Origin of the sequence: Rhizobium sp. SL42 (assembly GCF_021729845.1) — a bacterium.
Taxonomy (GTDB): domain Bacteria; phylum Pseudomonadota; class Alphaproteobacteria; order Rhizobiales; family Rhizobiaceae; genus Allorhizobium.
Genome location: NZ_CP063397.1, coordinates 3,174,103 through 3,198,564, shown reverse-complemented (window position 1 = coordinate 3,198,564; position 24,462 = coordinate 3,174,103). Strand labels below are relative to the sequence as shown.

At 60.4% G+C, this 24,462-nt stretch carries 21 protein-coding genes; 12 read left to right on the top strand and 9 right to left on the bottom strand.

The features are described 5' to 3' along the window. Positions 1-117: 117 nt before the first annotated feature. Positions 118-3,873: a methionine synthase gene (gene metH / locus IM739_RS15090; RefSeq protein WP_237368520.1), complete on the top strand. Its 3,756-nt coding sequence runs from the start codon at positions 118-120 to the stop codon at positions 3,871-3,873. A 171-nt stretch (positions 3,874-4,044) separates the two neighbouring features. Here metH and IM739_RS15085 read toward each other — a convergent pair whose 3' ends face one another. From IM739_RS15085 to IM739_RS15050, 8 genes are all read right to left on the bottom strand, one after another. After that, on the bottom strand, positions 4,045-4,923 hold the full coding sequence (locus IM739_RS15085; protein ID WP_237368519.1) for a protein phosphatase 2C domain-containing protein: 879 nt from the start codon (positions 4,921-4,923) through the stop codon (positions 4,045-4,047). 93 nt (positions 4,924-5,016) lie between these two features. Further along, entirely contained in the window at positions 5,017-6,165 is a 1,149-nt protein-coding gene (locus IM739_RS15080; protein WP_442981141.1) for an ABC transporter substrate-binding protein, read from the bottom strand. Positions 6,166-6,339: 174 nt separating this feature from the next. Then, on the bottom strand, positions 6,340-7,383 hold the full coding sequence (locus IM739_RS15075; RefSeq protein ID WP_237368517.1) for a zinc-dependent alcohol dehydrogenase family protein: 1,044 nt from the start codon (positions 7,381-7,383) through the stop codon (positions 6,340-6,342). Between the two features lie 86 nt (positions 7,384-7,469). After that, a complete protein-coding gene (locus IM739_RS15070) occupies positions 7,470-8,522 on the bottom strand; it encodes an ABC transporter ATP-binding protein (protein ID WP_237368516.1) in 1,053 nt (350 codons plus the stop codon). Between the two features lie 13 nt (positions 8,523-8,535). Then, a complete protein-coding gene (locus tag IM739_RS15065) occupies positions 8,536-9,318 on the bottom strand; it encodes an ABC transporter permease (RefSeq protein ID WP_237368515.1) in 783 nt (260 codons plus the stop codon). After that, complete coding sequence (locus IM739_RS15060) at positions 9,315-10,205, bottom strand: ABC transporter permease (protein ID WP_237368514.1); 891 nt, start codon at positions 10,203-10,205, stop codon at positions 9,315-9,317. Before IM739_RS15060 ends, IM739_RS15065 begins: the two co-directional genes overlap by 4 nt. A gap of 94 nt (positions 10,206-10,299) precedes the next feature. Then, on the bottom strand, positions 10,300-11,358 hold the full coding sequence (locus tag IM739_RS15055; protein ID WP_442981140.1) for an ABC transporter substrate-binding protein: 1,059 nt from the start codon (positions 11,356-11,358) through the stop codon (positions 10,300-10,302). A 183-nt stretch (positions 11,359-11,541) separates the two neighbouring features. Continuing rightward, entirely contained in the window at positions 11,542-12,423 is an 882-nt protein-coding gene (locus IM739_RS15050; RefSeq protein ID WP_237368512.1) for a MurR/RpiR family transcriptional regulator, read from the bottom strand. 178 nt (positions 12,424-12,601) lie between these two features. Here IM739_RS15050 and IM739_RS15045 point away from each other — a divergent pair, with 178 nt between their 5' ends. From IM739_RS15045 to IM739_RS15015, 7 genes are all read left to right on the top strand, one after another. Then, entirely contained in the window at positions 12,602-13,378 is a 777-nt protein-coding gene (locus IM739_RS15045; RefSeq protein WP_237368511.1) for an N-formylglutamate amidohydrolase, read from the top strand. A 109-nt stretch (positions 13,379-13,487) separates the two neighbouring features. After that, positions 13,488-15,041 carry an amino acid permease gene (locus IM739_RS15040; protein ID WP_237368510.1) on the top strand — a complete coding sequence of 518 codons (1,554 nt, stop codon included), beginning with the start codon at positions 13,488-13,490 and terminating at the stop codon, positions 15,039-15,041. Positions 15,042-15,159: 118 nt separating this feature from the next. Further along, on the top strand, positions 15,160-16,527 hold the full coding sequence (locus IM739_RS15035) for a glutamine synthetase family protein (RefSeq protein WP_237368509.1): 1,368 nt from the start codon (positions 15,160-15,162) through the stop codon (positions 16,525-16,527). Between the two features lie 104 nt (positions 16,528-16,631). Further along, positions 16,632-18,017 (top strand): aldehyde dehydrogenase family protein, encoded by a 1,386-nt coding sequence (locus IM739_RS15030; RefSeq protein ID WP_237368508.1) that lies wholly within the window; start codon positions 16,632-16,634, stop codon positions 18,015-18,017. Then, the gene (locus tag IM739_RS15025) at positions 18,014-19,159 is read left to right on the top strand and encodes an iron-containing alcohol dehydrogenase (RefSeq protein ID WP_237368507.1); all 1,146 of its coding nucleotides are present in this window, start codon (positions 18,014-18,016) and stop codon (positions 19,157-19,159) included. Before IM739_RS15030 ends, IM739_RS15025 begins: the two co-directional genes overlap by 4 nt. A gap of 122 nt (positions 19,160-19,281) precedes the next feature. Further along, positions 19,282-19,668, top strand: coding sequence for a hypothetical protein (locus tag IM739_RS15020; protein WP_237368506.1), 387 nt, complete (start codon positions 19,282-19,284; stop codon positions 19,666-19,668). Between the two features lie 206 nt (positions 19,669-19,874). Further along, positions 19,875-20,594 (top strand): ParA family protein, encoded by a 720-nt coding sequence (locus IM739_RS15015; protein WP_237368505.1) that lies wholly within the window; start codon positions 19,875-19,877, stop codon positions 20,592-20,594. A gap of 142 nt (positions 20,595-20,736) precedes the next feature. Here the strand turns inward: IM739_RS15015 and IM739_RS15010 are convergent, their stop codons facing one another. After that, positions 20,737-22,053 (bottom strand): L,D-transpeptidase family protein, encoded by a 1,317-nt coding sequence (locus IM739_RS15010; protein WP_442981139.1) that lies wholly within the window; start codon positions 22,051-22,053, stop codon positions 20,737-20,739. A 221-nt stretch (positions 22,054-22,274) separates the two neighbouring features. Here IM739_RS15010 and IM739_RS15005 point away from each other — a divergent pair, with 221 nt between their 5' ends. From IM739_RS15005 to IM739_RS14990, 4 genes are all read left to right on the top strand, one after another. Then, entirely contained in the window at positions 22,275-22,739 is a 465-nt protein-coding gene (locus IM739_RS15005) for a MarR family winged helix-turn-helix transcriptional regulator (RefSeq protein WP_237368504.1), read from the top strand. Next, positions 22,736-23,563, top strand: coding sequence for a DUF4432 family protein (locus IM739_RS15000; protein WP_237368503.1), 828 nt, complete (start codon positions 22,736-22,738; stop codon positions 23,561-23,563). The genes IM739_RS15005 and IM739_RS15000 overlap by 4 nt, the downstream gene beginning before the upstream one ends. Positions 23,564-23,652: 89 nt before the next feature. After that, positions 23,653-23,991, top strand: a complete 339-nt coding sequence (locus tag IM739_RS14995) for a TIGR01244 family sulfur transferase (RefSeq protein WP_007604963.1) — start codon at positions 23,653-23,655, stop codon at positions 23,989-23,991. 80 nt (positions 23,992-24,071) lie between these two features. Further along, positions 24,072-24,413 carry a RidA family protein gene (locus IM739_RS14990; RefSeq protein ID WP_007604961.1) on the top strand — a complete coding sequence of 114 codons (342 nt, stop codon included), beginning with the start codon at positions 24,072-24,074 and terminating at the stop codon, positions 24,411-24,413. The last annotated feature ends 49 nt before the right edge of the window (positions 24,414-24,462 follow it).

Sequence of the window (24,462 nt, the reverse complement as noted above, 5' to 3'; positions counted from 1 at the left end):
TCCGGCCGGGTCTTGTCATCGCTGGAAGCATATTGCCAACAGCGCATTGGCATGTTGACATAAAGATATCTTTATGTGATCTGGCGAGTGTCGTATTTGAAATAAAGGAATTCGCTCATGCTCGATTCACTGTTCGGTCGCCAGGGCGCCAATCGGGACGGAGCCGAGATTCTGAAAGCGCTGCAGCAGGCGGCGCGCGAGCGCATTCTGGTGCTTGATGGCGCCATGGGCACCGAGATCCAGGGGCTGGGGCTTTCCGAGGACGATTTTCGTGGCGAGCGCTTCATCGGCTGTGCCTGTCACCAGCAGGGCAATAACGACCTCCTGATCCTGTCGCAGCCGCAAGCGATCGAGGACATCCATTTCCGCTATGCGATGGCGGGGGCGGATATCATTGAAACCAATACCTTTTCCTCGACCCGCATCGCCCAGGCCGACTACCAGATGGAAGGTGCGGTCTATGACCTGAACAAGGAGGGCGCGCATGCCGTGCGCCGCGCTATTCTCAGGGCCGAGCGCGAGGATGGCAAGCGCCGCTTCGTCGCGGGAGCGATCGGACCGACCAACCGCACGGCCTCGATTTCTCCCGACGTCAACAATCCCGGCTACCGCGCCGTCTCCTTCGACGATCTGCGGCTCGCCTATGGCGAGCAGATCGACGGGCTGATCGATGGCGGGGCCGATCTCATCCTGATCGAGACGATCTTCGACACGCTGAATGCCAAGGCTGCGATCTTTGCCTGTGAGGAACGGTTTGCCGCCAAGGGCATCCGCCTGCCGGTGATGATTTCCGGCACGATCACTGACCTGTCCGGACGCACGCTGTCGGGCCAGACGCCGTCGGCCTTCTGGAATTCGATCTCGCATGCACGGCCGTTTGCCGTCGGTCTCAACTGCGCGCTGGGCGCCGACGCGATGCGGCCGCATCTGCAGGAATTGTCAGGCGTCGCCGACACCTTCATTTCGGCCTATCCGAATGCCGGCCTGCCGAACGAATTCGGTCTCTATGACCAGAGCCCAGAGGAAATGGCAGTCCTCGTGGCCGGTTTTGCCGATGAAGGCATCGTCAATGTCGTCGGCGGTTGCTGCGGATCGACGCCGGAGCATATCCGGGCAATCTCGGAGGCGATTGCCGGCAAGGCGCCGCGGGTGCCCGCCGAGCACCGGCCGTTCATGTCGCTGTCGGGTCTCGAGCCCTTCGTGCTGACCAAGGACATCCCCTTCGTCAATGTCGGCGAGCGCACCAATGTTACCGGCTCGGCCAAGTTCCGCAAGCTGATCACCGCCGGCGACTATTCCGCGGCGCTTGTCGTCGCCCGCGAACAGGTGGAAAATGGCGCGCAGATCATCGACATCAACATGGATGAAGGCCTGATCGATTCGGAAAAGGCGATGGTCGAGTTTCTCAACCTGATCGCGGCCGAGCCGGATATCGCCCGCGTTCCGGTCATGATCGACAGTTCGAAGTTCCAGATCATCGAAAGCGGCCTGAAATGCGTTCAGGGCAAGTCGGTGGTGAATTCGATCTCGCTGAAGGAAGGCGAGGAGAATTTTATCGCCCAGGGCCGGCTGATCCGCAATTATGGCGCAGCCGTCGTCGTCATGGCCTTCGACGAGCAGGGCCAGGCCGATACCTATGAGCGCAAGGTCGAGATCTGCTCGCGCGCCTACAAGATCCTGACCGAAGAAGCCGGTTTCCCGCCAGAAGACATCATTTTCGACCCGAACATCTTTGCCGTGGCGACCGGCATCGAGGAGCACAACAACTACGGCGTCGACTTCATCGAGGCGACCCGCACCATTCGCGAGCGCATGCCGCTCGTGCATATCTCGGGTGGCGTGTCGAACCTGTCGTTCTCGTTCCGCGGCAACGAGCCGGTGCGCGAGGCCATGCATGCGGTGTTTCTCTACCATGCCATCCAGGCGGGCATGGACATGGGCATCGTCAATGCCGGCCAGCTGGCGGTCTACGAGAGCATCGATGCCGATCTGCGCGAGGCCTGCGAAGACGTGGTGCTCAACCGTCGCAGTGATGGCACCGAGCGTTTGCTGGAGATCGCCGAGCGTTATCGCGGCACCGGCGAGAAACAGGCGCGGGTGCAGGATCTGTCCTGGCGCGAGCAGCCGGTGGAAAAGCGGCTGGAGCATGCGCTGGTCAACGGCATCACCGAATTCATCGACGCCGATACCGAGGAAGCCCGCCTGCGGGCAGCCCGGCCGCTGCACGTTATCGAAGGGCCGCTGATGGCGGGCATGAACGTGGTCGGCGACCTTTTCGGGGCTGGCAAGATGTTCCTGCCGCAGGTGGTCAAGTCTGCCCGCGTAATGAAGCAGGCGGTTGCGGTGCTGCTTCCTTACATGGAAGAGGAAAAACGGGCCAATGGCGGCACCGGCGAGCGCCAGGCTGCCGGCAAGGTGCTGATGGCGACGGTAAAAGGCGACGTGCATGACATCGGCAAGAACATCGTCGGCGTGGTTCTCGCCTGCAACAATTACGAGATCATCGACCTTGGCGTCATGGTGCCGGCGACCAAGATCCTGCAGACGGCGATCGACGAAAAGGTCGACATCATCGGACTTTCCGGCCTGATTACGCCGTCGCTGGACGAGATGGTGCATGTTGCTGCCGAAATGCAGCGGCAGGGCTTCAACATCCCGCTTCTCATCGGTGGCGCGACGACCAGCCGGGTACATACGGCCGTCAAGATCCACCCGCAGTATCAGGCGGGGCAGGCGGTCTATGTCACTGACGCCAGCCGTGCCGTCGGCGTGGTGTCGTCGCTTCTATCCGATGATACGCGGGAAACCACGATCGACACCCTGCGCGGCGAATATGCCAAGGTGGCGGACGCACATGCCCGCGCTGAAGCAGAAAAGCAGCGTCTGCCGCTGGCGCGCGCCCGCGAAAATGCGGTGAAGATCGACTGGCCGGCCTACAAGCCGACGAAGCCGGGCTTCATCGGCACCCAGGTTTTCGAGGACTATGACCTCGCCGAACTCGCGACATACATTGACTGGACGCCGTTCTTCCAGACCTGGGAACTCAAGGGACGATATCCTGCCATTCTCGAAGACGAGAAGCAGGGGGAGGCGGCACGTGCGCTTTACGCCGATGCGCAGGCGATGCTGGACAAGATCATCGCGGAAAACTGGTTCCGTCCGCGCGCCGTCATCGGCTTCTGGCCGGCTAATGCCGTTGGCGACGACATCCGTGTCTACACCGACCACAGCCGGACCGAGGAGCGGGCGACGTTCTTCACGCTTCGCCAGCAGCTGTCGAAGCGCGACGGTCGTCCGAATGTCGCGCTGAGCGATTTCGTCGCTCCGCTGGACACCGGCATCGAGGACTATGTCGGCGGTTTCGTCGTCACGGCTGGCATCGAGGAAGTGGCGATCGCGGAACGCTTCGAACGGGCCAATGACGACTATTCGTCGATCATGGTCAAGGCGCTGGCCGACCGGTTTGCCGAGGCTTTTGCCGAGCGTATGCATGAGCGCGTGCGCCGCGAGTTCTGGGGATACGCGCCAGCCGAGGCGTTTTCGCCGGAACAGCTGGTGGCCGAGGATTATGCCGGCATTCGTCCGGCGCCAGGCTATCCCGCCCAGCCCGACCATACGGAGAAGGTGACGCTGTTCTCGCTGCTGGATGCAACGAAGGCAACCGGTGTGACGTTGACGGAAAGCTATGCCATGTGGCCGGGCTCGTCCGTTTCGGGCCTCTATATCGGTCATCCCGACAGCTACTATTTCGGCGTCGCCAAGGTCGAGCGAGACCAGGTCGAGGATTACGCCGTGCGCAAGGGTATGGATGTGCGCGAAGTGGAACGCTGGCTCGGGCCGGTTTTGAACTATGTGCCGAAGGCGGATGCCTGAGGAACGTGCTGATACTCAACCTGAACTCTCTCCGCGCGGAAGGGAGAGAAGGTGCCGGCAGACGGATGGGGGCAGAAGCGGCGAAGAAATAGCCTGAAGCCATGCGCCAACTTGTTCGCAAACCGATTCCGGTTTTGGCGATAAGTTATTGAGGCTGATTCCTAATTGCCTTCACGCCTCAAGTCGCAACAGGATCGCCGTCGTATCATCCGACTGCTTGAAGCGGGGATATTGCAGCCCGTCCGGATCCAGTTCTCGCTCGTAGTGGCGCAATTCGGCGACCAGTGAGCGCAGGCCCGTTGTTGCCGCGCGCCGGATCAGCGAGGCGGGATCATAGGCCTTGTAGAGGGCGACGAGGTCGGCCAATCCATCGGAGCACAAGATAGCCGTCGCACCGCCGCCGTGAACGGGCACGTCGCAGATGAACAGATGGTCGGCAGCCTCAGGTACCACGCCGAAGGTCCAGGTCGCGCCATTCGGGGTATTCTGCAGCGCGCGGCCCTTGCGCAGGTTTTCGAGCGTCGTCGGGTCGGTATTGGCGCTGCCGGATGCGCCGATGCCGCCAAGGCGGGTTATGTGTTCCGCGGCGCGGTGCTGTTCCCATTCATAGGCGCCGGGGAGCGGGATGACAAAATCGCTCCGTCCGTCGTCATGCAGGATGTAGAGGGCGCTGTCGCCCAGGCCGAAATACTGAAAGCCTGTCGGTGTGGCGCGTAGAGCGGTCAGGCTGCAGAGTGGCCAGGCATAGCGAGGTTGATCGCCGGCAACGGCTTCGAAAGCCTGCCGCGCATTTTCGGAGATGGCGCGCAGGATGGATTTCGGATCGGCTGTCGCATCCAGCCGTTGCTCCAACTGCATGGCGCCGAATTCGGCGATCCAGGCGGCATCGGAGCCGTAACCCTGCATGAATTGGCGATCGCCCAGACCCGTTGCGCCGTCGAAAACGAAGGCGGCATGTTGATTGTATCCGAGCCGGTCTTCGTTGGGTCGTCCTTCCTTGCCCGGATCGGAAATGACATCGATGATGGAAATGGTGGGCTTGGGGCTCATAGGGGCATCCTTGCAAATCCTGACGGCAACGCATCGGGCAGAGTGGCAGATTCGCAATCATTTGTTGCCGCAAAGGTGAACAGTCTCCGGTTTTTATAATGCGGCCTTGAAGCGGGTCATGATGGCGGCCCGGTTCGGGTCTGTAAGCACAACCGCAATTGCATATTCCAGCGCGCTCAAGCTGGCTTCGTCCGGATAGATGACCTTGTCGGAGATGATTTCCTCCGGCAGGAGTGGAAAAACCCGGCTGTCTGTGGTCGCGCCGCCATTGATCAGAAGATCGGCGGCTGCAACTTTCGGATCCATCAGGTGGTTCAGCAAAGCATAGGCAGCCGGTCTGTTCTGTGCCCCCGTCGGAATCGCGTAGTAGTCGGTCCAGATCTCGCCACCGTCCGATCCAAGGCTATATTGGATCTCATCCATGTCGCGGACCAGTTGCGCGGCGTCGTTGCTCCAGCACATGCTGAGCCAGGCGTCACCAGCGCGCATGGCCGGCTGGTAGTCGCTGTCGATCGCCAGCAGATGCGGCTTTACCTGCATCAACAAGTCCTCCGCCTTGGAAAGGGCGTTCGGGTCTATCGAGTTGAAGGGATAGCCGAGGGCAACAAGCGCACCGCCGATCGTGGTCAACTGGTAGTCCTGAACAATTGTCCGGCCCGAAGCATCGCCCATGGCTGTGTCGAAGAAGCTGCGCCAACTCGTCACCGGATCAAGTTTGCGTCGGTTGTAGGCGATGCCGGTAGTGCCGGTATTCTTCGGCAGAGCATGAAGCCTGCCGCCGAACATGGCCGGCGCGAGATAGCGTTCTGGATTGGCAGCCGGATCAAAATTCGGCAGTGCGGCCAGATCAAGCGGTTCGATCAAACTCAGGCCTGCATAGGGGGTGAGGGCATATTGTGTCGGTACAATGAGATCCCAGGCCGCCGTCTGCGTCTGCATGCGCTGGATCATCATCTCGTTGGAGCCGATGATCTCGACATTTACCGCGACGCCATGCTGTTGCGAGAATTGCTCGAATGTCGCCGGGTCGTGGTAGTTCGGCCAGGTTGCAATGCTGACGCTCCTGCCGAGCGAGCCCGCATGGGCCGGAGCCCAACCGTTCCCTGTGCCGCCGAACATGAGACCTGCAAGGCCGAGACCCGTTACCTGCAGGAAATGCCGCCTTGAAACGGATCCGCGCTTCAATCGCATCAATTGATCGATGAACCCGGCCGGATAGATCGGCGCGCCCTGTCTCGGCATGCTCATCGCGTTTGTAACCTCCGTCATGGGCGAATTGATGGTCGTTCAAACTGTCTTACGTTGCGTCAACTCACCATAAAACTATTAACGGGGTTCGAACCCTTGCAAGAATTTCAAGGTTTCGTCGTCCACTTCCGCCGCGCCGCCTGACCAGGCAGATTGGTTGATGCTCCATCAGACGAAACCGTCGATGATGCTGATACCGCTGTCCTTGAAGCTATCCATTTCCGTCAGCGCCAGAGCCGCCTCATCGAGGCTGATGTGCCGGCCGATCAGCTTTTCCGGTGCGAGTTTGCCGGACAAGATCATTTCCAGCATGGCGTCGTAACGCCAGGCCTGCATGCCGTGGCTGCCGTAGATCTCGAGTTCATGGCCGATGACGCGCGCCATCGGAATCGCGGGCGTAGCGTGCTCGCCGAGCATCAATCCGACCTGGACGTGGCGTCCGCGTCGTCTCAGGTTGCTGATCGAATGGAAGCAGGTTTGCGGGTGGCCAAGCGCATCCACCGAGACATGGGCGCCGCCTCCGGTTGCCTCGCGCACCGCCTCTACCAGATCAGGCACCTCGCGGCTGTTGATCGCAACCGTCGCGCCGAGCTGGCGGGCCAGTGCCAGCTTGTCGTCGGCAATGTCTATGGCCACGACATTGGCACCGAGTGCGTGGCCGATCATGATCGCCGACAGGCCGACGCCGCCGCAGCCATGCACGGCCAGCCATTCGCCGCCCTTCAGACGCCCCTGATCGACGACGGCACGAAACGACGTGGCGAAGCGACAGCCGAGACTGGCCGCGGTCTCATAACTCATGCTGTCGGGCAGGTGGACGAGGTTCTGGTCGGCGTAATCGATTGCGACATATTCGGCGAAGGAACCCCAATGGGTGAAGCCGGGCTGGAACTGCTCTTCGCAGACCTGCTGGTTGCCGGAACGGCATTCATGGCAGTGGCCGCAGCCCGAAACGAAAGGCACGGTGACCCGGTCGCCGATCCTGAATCGACGGACATCGCGGCCGATCGCGGCAATAGTGCCCGCCAGTTCATGGCCGGGCACATGCGGCAGGCGGATATCCGGGTCGTGGCCCATCCAGCCGTGCCAGTCGCTGCGGCAGAGGCCGGTTGCCTTGACGGCGACGACGACGCCGGAAGGAGAGGGTGTCGGGTCGGGCAATGTGCTGACCGTCGGTGTTTCGCCGAAACGTTCGTAAAAAAGAGCGCGCATCGGTATGTCCTCCCTGCCTGAATGTGCTTCGGCGCGCATTGTGAATGCGCGCCGAAAAGTGTTTACCACCCGAAATGTCGGGTTTTCTAGTCCGCGAGTACGATCAGGCCGGACGGGTCGATCTTGACGCCGACCAGATCGCCGATCACCGGCGGCTTGGTGCCGGGATCGTTGAACGTGTCGAAGGAAATCGACTTTCCCGCAACCTCGACACGGGTGCGGATCACTGAGCCGAGGAACTGGCTGGATGTGACTTTGCCGCTGACGGTTGCTTGACCATTGCCGGCCAGAGCACCCGCTTCCGGGCGCATGGCGAGTTGCACGGTCGATCCGTTGGCGGCCGGGATGGTGTCATTGATCGCAAGGGTTGCATCGCCGATCCTGACGAGGCCGGCCGCCTGGTCGGTCACGGTCGCCTCCAGAACGTTCAGCGTGCCGACGAAGGAGGCGACGAAACGTGTGGTCGGGCGGTTGTAGATCTCGAACGGGGTACCGATCTGGTCGGCCTTGCCGGCATTCATGACGACGATGCGGTCGGAGATCGACAGGGCCTCTTCCTGGTCATGGGTGACGAAGACGGTGGTGATGCCGAGCTTCTGCTGGATATGGCGGATTTCCTCGCGCAGCGAGACGCGGATCTTGGCGTCCAGTGCCGAAAGCGGTTCGTCGAGCAGAAGCACCTGCGGCTTGGGCGCAAGCGCGCGGGCGAGCGCCACGCGCTGCTGCTGGCCGCCGGACAGCTGGTAAGGATAACGCTCGGCCAGGTGTTCGAGATGGATCAGGGCGAGCATTTCCTTAACGCGCGCCTCGATGGCAGCCTTTGGCATGCCGGCGATCTTCAGGCCGAAGGCGACATTGTCGAAGACATTCATGTTGGGAAACAGCGCATAGGCCTGGAAGACCATGCCGATATTGCGCTGGTTCGGCTTCAGGTTTGTCTGATCCTTGCCGGCGATTTCGATCGTGCCGCCGCTCGGGCTCTCGAAGCCGGCGATCATGCGCAGGATCGTCGTCTTGCCGCAGCCCGACGGCCCAAGGAAGGAGATGAACTCGCCCTTGTCGATCGCCATGTTGAAGTCGTGAACGACCTTGGTCGGCCCAAAGGATTTCTGCAGATTGGTGAGTGTGAGAAAGCTCATGAAGGTTCAGTCCTCAGGCCTGGCGAGGCGCGGTTTTCTGGAAACGGGAAACAAGCTGGATCAGTCCAAGGCAACCCCAGGTGATGCCGAAGGCGATGACCGCCAGGGCAGCAGGTTCATAGGCGCGGTTGGCGCCGAGCAACTGCATGTAGGGGCCAAAGGCCGGCTTGTTGAGAAGGGCTGCCATGGTGAACTCGCCGATGACGATGGCGAAGGTCAGGAAGGCGCCTGAAAGGACGGCGACCAGCACATTGGGCAGGATGATGCGCGAAATGATCGTGAACCAGCCGGCACCGAGGCTTTGGGCTGCCTCTGTCAGGGTTCCGACATCGATGGTGCGCAAACCCGTGTCGACGGCACGGTACATATAGGGCAATGCCAAGGTCGCATAACCGAACATCAGCAGGACATCTGTGCCAAGGGAGGAGCCGGTGAGCGGCAGCCAGCTCGATGTGTTGTAGAGGCGGATATAGCCAAAGACGATGACGATGGCGGGAATGACCAGCGGCAGAAGCGTGACGAATTCGATGTAGGGACGCAGACCCGGCAATTTCAGACGAACCCAATAGGCGGTGGGCACGATCAGGAAGATGCCGAACAGGATGGTCACCAGCGCCATGGTGACGGAATAGGTGAATGTCTCCTGGAAGCGCGGATCATTCAACACCTTGACATAGGCATCGAAAGAATAAGCGCCGCGCCGCATCTTCAGCGAGAAATTGGTCATGCCGATCAGCGGCAGGAAGAAATAGAGGAGGCCGAAAGTAAGGGCTCCCCAAGCCCATAGACGCTTCATTTCAGCCACCTTTCACTGCGGGCGCGGAGCCAGATATAGACTGCATTGGCCACGCCGGTGACCACGATCATGCCGAAGGCCAGTGCATAGCCGAGATGAGGATCGCCGAGGACGTCGCCGCGGATCTGCGCAAAGAGCAGGATCGGCACGATATTCAGTGACGAGCCGGTCAGCGCGATCGCAGTTGCGACAGCGCCGAAGGCATTTGCGAACAGAAGTGCTATCGTGCCCAGGAAGGAGGGAAGCAGGATAGGGAAGGCGACCAGGCGCCAGTATTGTGCATTGGTGGCGCCGAGGATCGAGGCTGCCTCGCGCCATTCCCTTTTCAGGCCGTCCAGCGCAGGCGTGATGATCAGGATCATCAGCGGGATCTGGAAAAAGAGATAGGTCAGCGTCAGGCCCCAGAAGGACAGGAGGTTGAAACCGAGCATGCGCAGGTCAACCCCAAGCTGGGTCTTGAGGAAGACCGTGACAAGGCCGACTGGGCCAAGGGTTGCGAGAAAGGCGAAGGCGAGCGGTACGCCGGCGAAATTGGAGGCAACGCCTGAAAAGGTCAGCAGCGGGCCGCGGATCCATTGCGGCAATCCGCCCAGCACGACGGCGGCCGCGACGGCAAAGCCGATGGCGCAGCCGAGGATGGCGGAGGCAAGGCTGATCCGGATGGAGATCAGATAGGCCGACATGATCGATGGAGTGAACAGGCCGCGGATATTGTCCAGCGTGAACGTCCCGTCCGGGGTCTGGAAGGCGCCAATGACGATTTTCATCGTCGGCATGATCAGGAAAAGTATGGTGAAGGCTGCAAAGGGCAGAACGCCCAGCCAGTGGAGGGGGAGGCGGAAGCGTGGCCCGGGGGGCGCAGCTGAACTGACCTGTTGAGATGACATTGCTGGTGCCCCTTCGTCCGCGCGGTTCGCGGTTTCTATAAAATGCAAATGCCGCCCCGGTCGCAAGACCGGGGCGGCTTTAATAAGCTATGCTTTACTGGACGTTGGCGCCAACGACGCTGTCCCAGGCGCCGGTCACGGCAGCCTTGTTGGCATCGACTTCCTCGAGTGTCGGGAAGTAGGCCTTGGCATAGGATTCAGCCGGCGGCAGCTTTGCCAGCAGGTCGGCAGGGATCTTGCCGGCGGCCGACATCGCGTTGAAGCGTGCCGGGTGGCAATAGCCTGCGAGCCATGCAGTCTGGCCTTCGTCGGAATAGAGGTATTCCATCCAGAGCTTGGCGGCGTTCGGATGCGGGGCGAAGGCCGAGATGCCCTGAACGTAGACGCCTGCGAGAACGCCCGATGCCGGAACAACGACTTCAACCGGTGGGTTGCCGGCCAGCGTGTCCTTGGCGGCGAGCGCGTTGTAGTCCCACATGACGACGATCGGGGTTGCACCCTGAGCGAGCGTACCGGACTTGCCGATGACCGGAACGAAGTTGCCGGCCTTGTTCAGCTCGCCGAAATACTTCAGGCCAGCTTCGCCAGCGTCCTTGCCAGCCTTGGCGCCCGATGCGAGGCCGGCTGCAAGAACGCCGAGGATAGCTTGGTTGGAAGCGCGCGGATCACCGGCGAGGGCGACCTGACCGGCATATTCCGGCTTCAGGAGGTCCGACCAGTCCTTCGGCGTGTTGGCAACGAGGTCCTTGTTCACCAGCAGCGACATGACGCCGTAATAGTCGCCGTACCAGTAGCCTTCGGCATCCTTGACGTTTTCCGGGATTTCGTCCCAGGTGGAGACCTTGTAAGGCTGCAGCAGGCCTTCGGCCTTCATCTGCGGGCCGAAAGCGAGGCCGACGTCAACAACGTCCGGCGCCTGCGGGCCCTTGTTGTCCTTGTTGGCCTTGATGGCTTCGACTTCGTCGGCCGAACCGGCATCCGGGTTCAGCTCGTTGACGGTGATCTCCGGATACTTCTTCTTGAAGCCATCGATGACGGCGCCGTAACCGCACCAGTCGTGCGGCAGTGCGATGGTGGTCAGCATGCCTTCCTTCTTGGCCGCTTCGATCAGTTCTGCGCTCGGTTCGGCGTAGGCAACGGCCGAGCTGGCCATCACGAGAGCCGTCGTAAGGGACAGGGCTTTGCGGAAATTGGTAATCACTGGAATTCTCCTCTGAGTTGGCAGCGATGCGGTTCACTTAGGTGCGGTTTATTATCGTTGTGTGACGGTTGACGGCGGCAAACTGTCTTTCCCCACTTGCCGACGTTCATCGGGTCTGGTCCTCCATGCTCGCGTTTACCCTCTTTCTCGGGGCTTTCGAAACAGGCGTGCCTGCTCGAACAAGCCTTCCAGGGTATTCATACGTTCGCGCGTCTCATCCCAGGACGAGCTCTGCACGGCTTCTATCAGGGCCTCCACGACAAACAGCGTCACCACGGACGAATCCCAGGCGGATGGCGCTTCGATGTGGAGCTTGAAACAGTTGCGGGCATGCTGGGCGACGGGCGACATCCACTGGTCGGTAAAGAGGATGATCTCGACACCGTTGGCCCTGGCAACCTCGGCAAGAGTGGTCATGTCGGCTTCGTAGCGACGAATGTCGAAGACGATCAACACGTCGCCGGCCTGCATGTTGAGGACATGCTGCGGCCAGGAGCTGGCATTCGACGACATCAGCGTCGTCTTCGGCCTGATGACCTGCATATGGGTGAAAAAATATTCGGCCAGCGCGCCGGTGATACGGCCGCCGACAAAATACAGGCTGCGATTGCGGTCGCCCAGCAGGCGCGCTGCCTCGTCGAAGGTCGATGTTCTCAGTTCGCCCAGCGATGCACGTAGATTGTTGATCACGGCTTCGGCAAAACGATTGAGGATGTGGCGGTTCGGCGCGTTGGCCGCCCAGCGGTCGTGCTTGCTGATCGGATTGGAGATTGTCGCCTCAAGTTCCTGATGCAGATGCGCCTGGAATTCCGGATAACCCTTGTAGCCGAGCTTCTGGACCATGCGGGCGACAGTGGGTGTCGATACGCCCGCGTTCTCGGCGACAGTCGTGATGCTGCCGAGGCCGGAGACGGGGTAATTTTCCAGCAGGCTCTCGGCCAGCTGTCGTTCGGCGCGTGTCAGCCCATCGAAATGGGCGTGGATCACGTCCGACACTGTCTTGGACGCACTTAGCAAGGACCGATGGTCTCCCCTCAAGCCGATCTTTTGCCGGCTTTTGGAGAATTAAGCCTTTATGGCCGGAATGTGTCAATTGCTATTTTGAAGAGATTTCTTCAGATCCCATTGACAGCGGCTAAATCGTGAAGAATTCTCTTCTCAATAAATGCAGCCGAATGGCGCAGGGGAAATCAGCATGCTCTCAAGGCCAGACATCCTGACGTCGGCGGACGGCGAAGCCGTTGCAGTGGAGAATTCCGCTGCTTCAGGCGCCGTGGTGCTGGTCTGTGAACATGCAAGTCGCGCCTTGCCTGTGCGGGCAGGGGACCTAGGCCTTACGGCCGAAGCGCTGGAAAGCCACATCGCCTGGGATCCGGGCGCCCTGGCGGTTTCGCGGCTGTTGTCGGAAAAGCTTGATGCGGTGCTGATCCACCAGCGGTTCTCCCGTCTGCTCTACGACTGCAATCGCCCGCCGGAATCACCCGCCGCCATGCCGGATCGCAGCGAAATCTACGACATTCCGGGGAACCGCGACCTTGATGCGGCCGAGCGCTACGCGCGCACCGCAGCACTCTATGTGCCGTTTCACGATCGCATCAGCGCGACGCTTGCCGCGCGCCGGGCGGACGGCCGCGCGAGCGTCCTCGTCACCGTGCACAGTTTCACGCCGGTGTATTTCGGCAAGCCGCGGGCCGTTGAGATCGGCATCCTGCACGATGCCGACAGCCGGTTGGCGGATGGCATGCTGGAGGCCGCCAGGGGTGGCCCGTTCCGGGTGGAGCGCAATGCGCCCTACGGTCCGGAGGACGGCGTCACGCATAGCCTGAAATTGCATGCCCTGCCGCAGGGGCATCTCAATGTCATGATCGAGGTCCGCAATGACCTGATCGCGGAGAGTAACGGCCAAGGGGTTGTGGCCGATTATCTGGCAGTCCTGATCAAACGCGCGATCAACGACTGCCTGAAACAATAACAAGACCCCGAGGGGAGCGGCTCTGCTGCAACCTCCGCCCGTCAGTGGTGGAACTGAAAGACAGTCAATTGTCCGCAATTCCGCGGATAATCGTCAATTGGGGGACGTCATGTCAGACTATTCTGATTCCGATAAAAAGCAGGATCTTCATATCCTGCATTCCATGGGCTATGCCCAGGAACTCGAACGACGGATGAGTTCATTTTCGAACTTCGCCATTTCCTTTTCAATCATTTGCATCCTGTCGGGCGGTATCAACTCCCTCGGCCAGGCTACGTCCGGCGCCGGCGGCGCTGCGATCGGTATCGGCTGGCCGCTCGGTTGCCTGATCTCGGGCCTGTTCGCACTCGGTCTGGCGCAGATCAGTTCGGCCTATCCGACGGCCGGCGGCCTCTATCACTGGGGTTCGATCCTCGGTAACCGCTTCACCGGCTGGCTGGCTGCCTGGCTGAACCTGCTCGGACTTGTCACCGTTCTGGGCGCCATCAATGTCGGCACCTTCTACTTCTTCTTCGGCTCGTTCGGCGCCTATTTCGGCATCGAAGACACGCTGACGCATCGCGTCCTCTTCGTGGCGCTGATCACCGGTCTGCAGGCCGGCATCAACCATTTCGGTATCGGCCTGACGGCAAAGCTCACCGATTTCTCGGGCTATTTGATCTTTGTCACGGCTATCCTGCTGACGGTGGTTTGCCTGTTTTCGGCGCCGAGCTTCGAAATTGGCCGCCTCTTCACGTTTGCCAACTATACCGGCACCGAGGGCGCGTCGCTTGTCTGGCCATTTGCCGTGTCCGGCACCATGGCCTTCCTTCTCGGTCTGTTGCTGCCGATCTACACGATCACCGGCTATGACGCTTCGGCGCATACGTCGGAAGAAACGGTCAAGGCGGCCGAATCCGTGCCACGCGGCATGATCTCGTCGGTATTCTGGTCGGCGCTGTTCGGTTACATCATGCTGTGCTCGTTCGTCCTGATGCTGCCGAACATGGATGATGCGGCAAAGCAGGGCTGGAACGTGTTCTTCTGGGCGATGGACGCGCAGGTGAATCCGACGATGAAGGAGATCCTCTACTTCCTGATCTTCATTTCGCAGTTCCTGTGCGGTCTTGCCACGGTGACTTCGCTGTCGCGGATGATCTTTGCCTTCTCGCGTGACAAGGGCCTGCCGGGCTCTGCAGCGCTTGCCAAGGTCAGCACGAAGTATCGCTCGCCGGTGGCTGCGATCTGGACGGGTTCGATCCTGTCGGTTTTGTTCGTGTGGTTCACGTCGGCCATCACCATTGCCGGCACGCCTGCCTATTCCATCGTCGTGTCGTGCACGGTCATCTTCCTGTTCCTGTCCTTCGCGCTTCCGATTGCGCTCGGCTTTGTTGCCATCGGGACGCCGAAGTGGCCGGCAATGGGTCCCTGGAACATGGGAGCAGGCCTGTTCCGTCTCGTTGCGGTCCTGGTGGTTCTTGCCATGGCGCTGATCTTCTACATCGGCATCCAGCCGCCGAATGACTGGGCGCTTCCGATCACGATCGGCTTCTTCGTCATCACTGCCATCGTCTGGTTCGTCTTTGAAAACAAGCGTTTCAAAGGACCTCCCATCGGCGAAGAAGTTGCCAAGCGCCAGGCCGAGATTGCCGCAGCCGAAAAGGCTGTCGGTGAGGGCGCCTGACCGTTGAACAAAACAGCAAGCCGGTGGCGTCGTGCTTCCGGCTTGCTGCCCACGTCATTTAACCAGTGCCTGCGGCGCGGTTTCCTGTTCCTTTTACCTACCCATTCGGATGGCACCCATGACCACCACCTACACATTTGAAGACTTGAAGAAGGATGTCGCCGAAGGCCGCATCGATACCGTTCTGGCCTGCCAGGTGGACATGCAGGGCCGATTGATGGGCAAGCGCTTCCAGGCGGAATTCTTCGTCGAGAGCGCCTACAAGGAAACGCATAGCTGCAATTATCTGCTTGCCACCGACATGGAAATGGAAACGGTCTCCGGCTACAAGGCGACGAGCTGGGAAAAGGGTTATGGCGACTACACCATGAAGCCCGACCTTTCGACGCTTCGAAAGACGCCCTGGCTGGAAGGAACCGCACTCGTTCTCTGCGATATGCTCGATCATCATACGCATGAGGAGGTGCCGCATTCGCCGCGCGCCATCCTTAAGAAGCAGGTCAAGCGGCTGGAAGCCATGGGCATGAAGCCGTTCATGGCGACCGAACTCGAATTCTTCCTGTTCGACCAGAGCTATGAAACCGCTCAGGCGAGCGGCTACCGCAACCTGAAGCTGGCTTCGGGCTATAACGAAGACTATCACATTTTCCAGACGACCAAGGAAGAGGGTGTCATGCGCGCGATCCGCAAGGGCCTGCAGGGCGCGGGCATCCCGGTCGAGAATTCCAAGGGTGAGGCGTCCGCCGGACAGGAAGAAATCAATGTCCGCTACGCCGATGCGCTGACCATGGCCGACCGCCATGTGATCATCAAGAACGGCTGCAAGGAAATTGCCTGGTCGCAGGGCAAGGCGATCACCTTCCTCGCCAAGTGGCATTACACTGCAGCCGGTTCGTCGTCACACATCCACCAGTCGCTCTGGTCGCTCGATGGCAAGCCGCTGTTTTACGACGAGAAGGGCAAATACGGCATGTCCGAGCTGATGCGGCAATACATGGCCGGCCTGCTTAGCCATGCCAGCGAGATTACCTATTTCCTCGCGCCCTATATCAATTCCTACAAGCGCTTCATGGCTGGCACATTCGCGCCGACCAAGGCAATCTGGTCGAAGGACAACCGTACCGCCGGCTACCGGTTGTGCGGCGAGGATACCAAGGCTATCCGCGTCGAATGCCGCGTCGGTGGCTCCGACCTCAATCCGTATCTTGCCATGGCGGCCCTGATTGCTGCCGGCATCGACGGCATCGAGAAGAAGATGGAACTCGAAGCCGCATTCACCGGCGATGCCTATGGTGCAACCGATGTGCGGGAAATCCCACGCACGCTGCGCGCGGCGACCGAAGAATTGACCAAGTCTGCGATGCTGCGCTCGGCATTCGGCGACAATGTCGTCGACCACTACGTCCGCGCGGCAGAGTGGGAACAGGAAGAATATGACCGGCGCATCACGGATTGGGAGGTGGCGCGCGGCTTCGAGCGCGCGTGACACAAGGCGGCCTTGAGGCTGCCACCTTCGCCGTCGTAGGGTGAAAACAAGGACAGCGGCGATTGCCGCTGTCATCTTCTTTATGCAACAACAGGAAAAAGATCATGACCATGATCCAATGCATTTCGCCGATCGACGGATCGGTTTATGCCGAGCGACCGGCCATGTCGCTGGAAGCGGCGACGGAGGCTGTCGGCCGTGCCCGCAAGGCGCAGAAGGCCTGGGCGCGCCGGCCGCTCGAAGACCGCGTGCAACTCGTGCTGAAGGGCGTTGCCCGCCTGAACGAGATGGCCGACGAAGTGGTGCCGGAACTGGCGCACATGATGGGCCGTCCTGTGCGCTATGGCGGCGAATACAAGGGTTTCAACGAGCGCTCCAACTATGTCGCGGCGATTGCCGCCGACGCGCTGGCGCCGCTGGTTGTCGAGGACAGCGCGACGTTTTCCCGCCGCATCGAGCGCGAGCCGCATGGTGTGGTCTTCGTCATTGCGCCGTGGAACTATCCCTACATGACGGCGATCAACACGATCGCGCCGGCGCTGATGGCCGGCAATACCGTCGTCATCAAACATGCGACGCAGACGCTGCTGGTCGGCGAGCGCATGGTGCGTGCCTTTGTCGAGGCGGGCGTTCCGGATGATGTCTTCATCAACCTCTTCCTCGACCACGCCACGACCTCGGCGCTGATTGCGGCCGGCAACTTCAACTTCATCAATTTCACCGGCTCGGTCGAGGGCGGTCGTTCGATCGAGCGGGCCGCCGCCGGAACTTTCGCCGGTCTCGGCCTCGAGCTTGGCGGCAAGGATCCGGGTTACGTGATGGAGGACGCGGACCTAGATGCCGCTGTCGATACGCTGATGGACGGCGCGACCTACAATTCCGGCCAGTGCTGCTGCGGCATCGAGCGCATCTATGTGCATGAGAGCCTCTATGACGCCTTCGTCGAGAAGTCGGTCGCCTGGGTGTCGAACTACAAGCTCGGCAATCCGCTCGACAAGGAAACGACGCTCGGGCCGATGGCGAACAAGCGCTTCGCCAAGGTTGTGCGCGAGCAGATCGCCGATGCCGTGTCGAAGGGCGCCAAGGCGCTCGTCGATCCGAAACTGTTCCAGGCCGATGACGGCGGCGCCTATATCATGCCGCAGGTGCTGGTAAACGTCGATCACTCGATGGCCTTCATGAAGGACGAGACCTTTGGTCCGGCCGTCGGCATCATGAAGGTGAAAAGTGATGAAGAAGCGCTCGGCCTGATGAATGACAGCCCTTACGGCCTGACCGCGTCACTCTGGACGCAGGATCCGGAACGCGCCTCGCGCATCGGTCGCGAGATCGAGACCGGTACCGTCTTCATGAACCGCGCCGATTATCTCGATCCGGCGCTATGCTGGACCGGCGTCAAGGAAACCGGCAAGGGCGGCTCGCTCTCCGTGCTCGGCTTCCAGAACCTGACCCGCCCGAAATCCTACCATCTGAAGAAAGTCACGAAATGAATATCGTCGCCAACTGGAGCTATCCGACCGCCATCAAGATGGGCCGTGGCCGGATCAAGGAACTGGCCGATGCCTGCAAGTCGCTCGGCATGAAAAAGCCGCTGCTGATCACCGATCGTGGTCTGGCGCCGATGCAGATCACCCAGGCAGCGCTTGAGGTTCTGGAAGAAGCCGGTCTCGGCCGGGCGATCTTCGCCGATGTCGATCCGAACCCGAATGAGAAGAATCTGGAAGCCGGCATCAAGGCCTACAAGGATGGCGGCCATGACGGTGTCGTTGCCTTCGGCGGCGGTTCCGGCCTCGATCTTGGCAAATGCGTTGCCTTCATGGTTGGCCAGACCCGTCCGGTCTGGGATTTCGAGGATATTGGTGACTGGTGGACGCGTGCCAATTCCGACGGCATCGCACCGATCGTCGCCGTGCCGACCACGGCCGGCACAGGCTCTGAAGTCGGCCGCGCCTCGGTGATCACCAATTCGGTCACCCATGTGAAGAAGATCATCTTCCATCCGAAATTCCTGCCGGGTGTCGTCATCTGCGATCCGGAATTGACGGTCGGCATGCCGAAGATCATCACGGCCGGCACGGGCATGGACGCGTTTGCCCATTGCCTGGAAGCCTATTCGTCGCCTTTCTATCACCCGATGTCTGCCGGCATAGCGCTGGAAGGCATGCGCCTGGTCAAGGATTTCCTGCCGCGCGCCTATCATGACGGAACCGATATCGAGGCTCGCAGCAACATGATGTCGGCTGCCGCTATGGGTGCCGTCGCGTTCCAGAAGGGGCTTGGCGCAATTCATGCGCTGTCGCATCCTATCGGCGCCGTCTACAATACCCATCACGGCATGACCAATGCGGTGGTGATGCCGCCGGTATTGCGCTTCAATCGCGAAGTGATCGAGGACAAGATCGAACGGGCTGCTGCCTATCTCGGCATTTCTGGCGGCTTTGACGGGTTCTACGACTATGTCCTGTCGCTGCGTGCCGAACTTCACGTTCCGGAAAACCTGACGGCCATGGGCATTGCCAATGACCGCGTCGACGAGTTGTCGGCAATGGCGATCGAGGATCCGAGTGCAGGTGGCAATCCGGTCAAGCTGACGCTGGAAAATACCAAGCAGCTGTTCGCCGACTGCTTCTAAGACCTTGCATATTCACGATATTGGCCCGGCATCTGGCGATGCCGGGCTTTTCTGTGTGTTTTGTCTCGAATACAGTTGCCGAGTCGGTCTGCTACAATGGCAGGTGGTATCAAGGGAAGTTCATGATCAGACATCGTTTCTATCTGTCCACGCTGCTGGCATCGTTTTGCGTGCTGGCCGCAGGCACGGCTTCTGCCGAGAGTTATTCGGGCCTTTTGAAGAAGGGCTACACGGTCGCTGCAATGAGCCATGCCAAATCGGGCTCCATGGGTTGGGTGCTCAGCGGCAAGGATGGCAAGCACTTCTGCAAGGCCAAGTTCGGCATGGCCGTCATCGATTCCAAGACACTGGTGAGCTTTCTTCCGAGCGGCAAGATGATCAAGCTCGACCGGGTGGTTTTCGAGGAAAGCGTCGGTGGTCCGGATCCGTCACTGCCGAATCTCGCTGATCTCAAAGCCGGACGTGTTGAGCCGCGGCATGTCGGTTCCTGCGTGCCCTTGCGGGGTTGACGTCGCCAATGCGACGATTGCATCCATTCTTGCCTGTTGAATTCATTGGATTTTACTGAGCGCCCTCCCTGATTTAGGGGAGGGCGTTTTTGCTTCATATTTTCTGTTTGTTAACCATAATTAGAAAGAATGCAGGTAGCGGGCGCCAATGATCAGGGCTGCTCCAGAGCGATGAGACGCTCGGACGAGACCCTTGAGGACAGAGAATGCCAGTTATCTCATTTGCCAATGCCAAAGGTGGGGCCGGCAAGACCACTGCGGCGCTTCTGCTTGCTACCGAATTGGCGCATCAGGGCTATCGGGTCGCGATCCTGGACGCCGACCCGCAGCGCTGGATTACCCAGTGGTTCGACACCTCCGGTCCGCAGCACAATATCGAAGTGGTTTCGGAAGTGTCGGTGGCCTCCGTGCAGGGGCATATTCGCGAACTCTCGCGCACCAATGACTACATCGTCATGGATCTCGCCGGCGCGCGCGATGCCATGGTGACAACGGCTGTCGGTCTGTCCGATCACGTGATGATCCCGATCCAGGGCTGCGCCATGGACGCCAAGGGCGGCGCGCAGATCCTCGATCTGATCAAGATGATGGAAGATGCCGGTCGCATGGTCATTCCGCATTCGGTCGTGCTCACCCGTGTGACATCCATGGTTACCACGCGTGCGCTGCTGACGATCAAAGGGCTGCTGGCGACGCGTGGTGTCAACGTGATCGATACGCCGATCGTCGAGCGCAGCGCCTATCGCGAGATCTTCGACTGTGGCGGCACGCTGTATTCGATGGATGCAGCGAAGATCAGCAATCTCGACAAGGCACGCGAGAATGCGCAGGCGTTCGCGGCCGAAGTCATGCGGCTGCTGCCGGTCAAGGTGATCCGCACGACGCAGCCGCGCCGGTTGTTCCGGTTGGTGCGCAACGCAGCCTGAGATAATTTCAATTGGAAGTGCTTGAAGCCGTCCGACCGTCAAGGTCGGGCGGCTTTTCGTTGCCGATATTTTGGTCAGCAGACGTGAAAAGGCCTCCGGATCATCTCCGGAGGCCTTTCCTTGTCTTGCGGGATTTGGTCGATTATTCAACGAACTCGACGGTTACTCCGGCGCTGACCATCTTGGCCAGTTCCGTCGCGTCCCAATTGGTCAGGCGGATGCAGCCATGGCTCTGGGTTCTGCCGATCTTGGATGGCTCGGGCGTACCGTGAATGCCGTAGGTCGGCTTGGAAAGGGCAAGCCAGACCGTGCCGACGGGGCCGTTGGGGCCGGGCGGAATGGCAAGAACCTTGTTGTTTTCACCCTGCTGGAAGTTGATCTTCGGATTGTATGTGTAACCCGGATTAAGCGCGATACGCTCGATCGTCACCGTGCCGGACGGCGAGGGTGTGTCGGACGAGCCGATGCTGGCGGGATAGGCGGCAACAAGAGCACCGTCCTCACCATAGGCAAAGACCTGCTTCAATCCCTTGTTGGCGACGATGCGCGCAACCTTGCCGGCCTTTATCGGACCTGGATCGACCACCTTTATGATCGTGCCGGGAATGGTGAAGTCGACGCCCGGATTGAGGGACTTCAGATAGGCCTCGTCCATATGGAATTTTTCGGCCAGCATTTCGGTTGTCGACGTGAAGGAGAGCGCCGGAAGCATCGCCTTGTGGCTGTAGTCTTCCGGGATAGACGCGACATAGGGGCCAGCGGCGTCACCCGGCGTAATGGTGTAGCTGGTGATCGCAAGGCCGCCGGACAGGCGCAGGCGCTCCAGCACTTCCTCCGCATTGTTCGGGTCGATGGTCTCGCCGGTCATCTGCTGCCAGGCGACCAGCGCCTTGTTGACGTTCTGGCCCATCTTGCCGTCGATCACGCCGGGGGACACGCCCTCGCGATCGAGAAAAACCTGCAGCGCGGTCATTTCGAGTTGCGACAGGTTGCTCTTCACCGGGATGTCCGGTGTGACGATGCGCGGCGTAGACGTTTCGGTCGGCGGCGGCTGGTCGGGACCGCCATAGGGCATGTCCTCCGGCAGTGCATCAAGCGCCTGGCGGTCGATTGGGCCATCCTGCGGAACCGAGCCGGTGACGACGTTGTCGTCCCAGGCCGGAGCCTCGGTGCGCGGATTTCCATAGGGGTCGTAGACGCCCGGCAGGTTTGGATTGGAGGCATGCTGGCTCGGCGGGAAATAGCTTTCTGCCGGAATTTCGGTCGCCACGACATTGCCGTAACGATCGATCAGCACCGTGCGTCCCATCTGGTCGCGGCTGATGACGACCTCTCCGGTCTCCGGCACATAGTCGAGGATCTCGCCTTCGGGCGAGACGAGCAATGTCTGTGGCTGGCGGTAACCATAGGCGGACTGCGCCATGGACGGGGCGGTGTCGAATATTGGTGCGGCGGTCATTGCCACCAGAAGCAGGCCGGTTTTCTTGATGTCGAACACGATGCAGAATCCTCGTCTATGCAGGCGACAAACGCGTCAAATTTGACACTAATGTGGAAAAGGTGAATTCATAGTGAATTAATGGTTAACTATCTGCGGTGGCATGGAAGATTTGTCGTCTATCTTTCCGTCGAGTTGACTTGGGGCCATCGTGGGGTGGAGCGATGCAGGACAGTTTCAGCATGGAGTCTTTTCTTCCGTATCGATTGATCAGAGCGACCGAACGATTGGACATGGTGTTTATGCGATTCTGCGGGCCAGAGGACGAACTTTCCTGGTCCGAATGGCAGGTTCTGTGGTCGCTAGGGGACGCGACGATCACAACGGCAAAGGCTATCTGCGGGCAGTCGGGACTGTCGAAGACCAAGATCAGCCGGGCGGTCAAGGTTTTGGAGGAGCGTAGCTATCTGGAGCGCAAGCGCGATGCCCATGATCGACGCTTCGAGCTTTTGTCGCTCTCGCCGGCCGGCCGGGCGCGTTTTTCCACCTTCAGGCAGAAGGCCATCGAGTTTCAACATCGGCTTGAGGCAATCATCGATTTGCCCTATCTATCGGCACTCGATACCGGCCTTGGTGGTCTTGAAGACCTCATGGCGGCTGGGCATTTTCGCCATGTACCCGCGGTCGCGGAGGGAAGTCACGCATGATTGCATTCCATGGCCCGAAGGGACCGCAACTCTCGCTGGATGAGGGTTCGGTGTTCGATATCGGCGCCTGCGTTGTCGATGGTGTCGATCTGGCACCGGGGCGGGCTATTCCCGATGACGGCGATGCCCGCATCGACCATTCGCTCGAAGGCTTTCTGTTTACCTGTGGGCCCGACCATATCCGCCATCCGCAACCAATGCCGGGTGGCGAGGGATTGTTCCCGCTGCATGGATCCTATTCATCGCATCCGGCCGAAGCGGTTGAGGTTTCCACCGAAAGCGGGGATCTTGTCGCTCGCGCGACCGTGCCGGTCGTACTGGCGGATGGGGGACGGGCGCGTCTCGACCGGATCTGGCGGCTGAAGGCCGACAGTGGTGAGGTGCAACTGAGCGATGTCGTCACCAACACCGGTGGTGCGCCGTTTCCAGCGTTCCTGATGTACCACATGAACCTCGGCGCCAAGCATTTCGACGATGGCGTGCGGCTGGAAGGCGCGATGCTCGATGACGGTGGCTTCCCGTGGACTTTCGGCGAGAAGGATGGCGGCATTTTTTGCGTGCCGGCGGGCAAGGGCGGCTGGGCCGAGCTCCGTCTCGGACCGATCCGGGCGATCGGCGGAAAACGTCTGAAAGTGCGCTTCCGTACCGATACTTTGCCCTATCTACAGGTTTGGCGGAACCAGAAGGCGCCGGCACATGTGTTGGGCATTGAGCCGGTCTCACATCGTTGGGAGAGCCGGGATGCGCTGGAGGCACGTGGCGAGTTCGTCATGCTGGCGCCCGGCGAGAGCCGTGAATACGGGCTGGCCTTTTCCTTCGTCTGATGCGGCGTACCGAAGGACCACTGTCTGTGATTGACGCCCCGGTAAGCCCGTCGTAGATGTTTCGGCCAAAGTTTGAGAGAGGTGCGCCGATGAATATCAGGCAGATCAACGAGGAATATTCCGTTAGCGGCCAGATCACGGTCGAGGATGTGGACACGGTCAAGGAACTCGGTTTCAAATCGATCGTCTGCCATCGTCCGGACGGCGAGGAATTCGGTCAGCCGGAATTTGCCGCCGTGGCAGCGCGGGCTGAACAGCTCGGCATCAAGATCAAGCACGTCCCGGTCGGCCCCATGGGTGTGACACCGGAAGCGGTGGTCGGCATGGTCGATGCGCTGGAGGATTTCGAGCGTCCGATGCTTGGCTACTGCCGTTCGGGCGCCCGTTCCACGGCAACCTACGAGCATGCGCTGCGTCAGCGCGGTTGAAGCCTTTTCAATTTATCCCTGACGACGCCGGGCAAAGCGCGGCGTCGTCGTTCCGTTTCAACATCCGATAGGAGAATTCCATGACCATCAAGCGTATCGAACCGGGCAAGCGTATGAGCGGCGCCGTCGTGCACGGCAACACTGTCTATCTCGCCGGCCAGGTTGGCGAAGGCACCACGGTCACCGAACAGTCGAAATCGGCGCTGGCCGAAGTGGACCGCCTGCTGGCGGCTGCCGGCTCCGACAAGTCGAAGATCCTGCAGACAATCATCTATCTGTCCGACATGTCGACCTTCGCCGAAATGAACGCCGTCTGGGAAGGCTGGATCGACCCGGCAAACCCGCCGGCCCGCGCCACCAGCGGTGCTCCGCTGGCGACCCCGGACTACAAGGTCGAGTTCATCGTGACGGCTGCAATCTAAATTCCGTTGTGTGACTTCATGAGAAGGGCCGGGAGCGATCTCGGCCTTT